Below are 1,093 nucleotides of genomic sequence, written 5' to 3'. Positions count from 1 at the left end.
TAACGGATGATCATACAAAAAAATTAAATAATGTGGAGCAAGAAGGGCAATATTATGGGATTAATATAGCCATAGTAAGTTTTTCAAATCATCTACTTGGAGAGGCCGTAAGTCAAAAAGTTTTAACTAATAATTTTGATAATGGAAGATACTATGATTTAAAAATGGCTTATCAAAATCATTTAAAAAAAATCGAAGATTTAGATGATAATTTATATAATGAAGAATATTTTTGGGACATAGCATCTTTACAAGATAGGATTTCTGGAAGAAAAGGCACTTCTTCTGCTGGTGGAACAGGTTTAACAGTATTAATTAATAGCTTACAAAAAGAGGCAGATAATGATACTTGTTATGTTATAAGTGGAGAAAAAATCATTTCATTTAAAAAAGATTTTATTGAGCGAGATTCAAATGGATGGCTAGGTTTCAATAGACAAAATGATTTTTTTAATCATAAACCTGATATTTCCATCTTAAACAGCAGTAGCCTTTGGATACCTGGAACTGCATTCAACTTAAATTTTGTTATGAGAAAAGAGAAATAAATGATTACTATAGAGTTAAAATTTGATAAAACAGTGTCAGGACTTGCAGGGTACCCCTTTGCTAAGTCTGAGTATCAAAAACAAGTCAAAGAAAAGTATACCAATTATTCAGAAAAGCTAGTAATAGTATTTCCAGATAATATTGAAAAGGTGGCATCATCATTTGTACAAGGATTTTTCGAAGATCTTGTAAATGAGATCGGATACGAAGGAATCGAAAAAAATGTTACCATAAAAGCTAAAAACGATAAATTAGCTCAACTTATATTCGAAAGATTATTTTAATGAGAAAGTTGGGTTTATGCATATCAATTACATATTATTAGCAGAAGCGACTTCCAAGAGAGTATCTGATACAAATTCAAACTGGTTTGGACCCAGTTCGATTCTTTCAATCATAGCAATCATTATTTCTATTGGTACACTTTTTTTTCAAAATTATAAAAATGAGAAACATCATAGAACCAATTTAGAGGCAGGATATTTCAAAGATATTTATTTGGAATATTTACTAAAGGAAATTCCTAGATCTAGGCAAAAGGTTA

The 1,093-nt window shown here is 29.3% G+C and carries 3 protein-coding genes; all 3 read left to right on the top strand.

The annotated features are described in order from the left end of the window. Positions 1 to 548, top strand: a 548-nt coding sequence (locus tag AB0N14_RS40350) for a hypothetical protein (RefSeq protein ID WP_366030644.1), incomplete at its 5' end; no start/stop codon positions are given. Then, positions 549 to 833 carry a hypothetical protein gene (locus AB0N14_RS40345; RefSeq protein ID WP_058223627.1) on the top strand — a complete coding sequence of 95 codons (285 nt, stop codon included), beginning with the start codon at positions 549 to 551 and terminating at the stop codon, positions 831 to 833. 16 nt (positions 834 to 849) lie between these two features. Then, a partial coding sequence (locus AB0N14_RS40340) for a hypothetical protein (protein WP_366030643.1) occupies positions 850 to 1,093 on the top strand: 244 nt, incomplete at its 3' end.

The sequence above is a fragment of the Streptomyces sp. NPDC051104 genome (assembly GCF_040682835.1).
GTDB classification, from domain to species: Bacteria; Actinomycetota; Actinomycetes; order Streptomycetales; family Streptomycetaceae; genus Streptomyces; species Streptomyces cynarae.
This window is presented reverse-complemented; position numbering and strand designations above follow the sequence as displayed.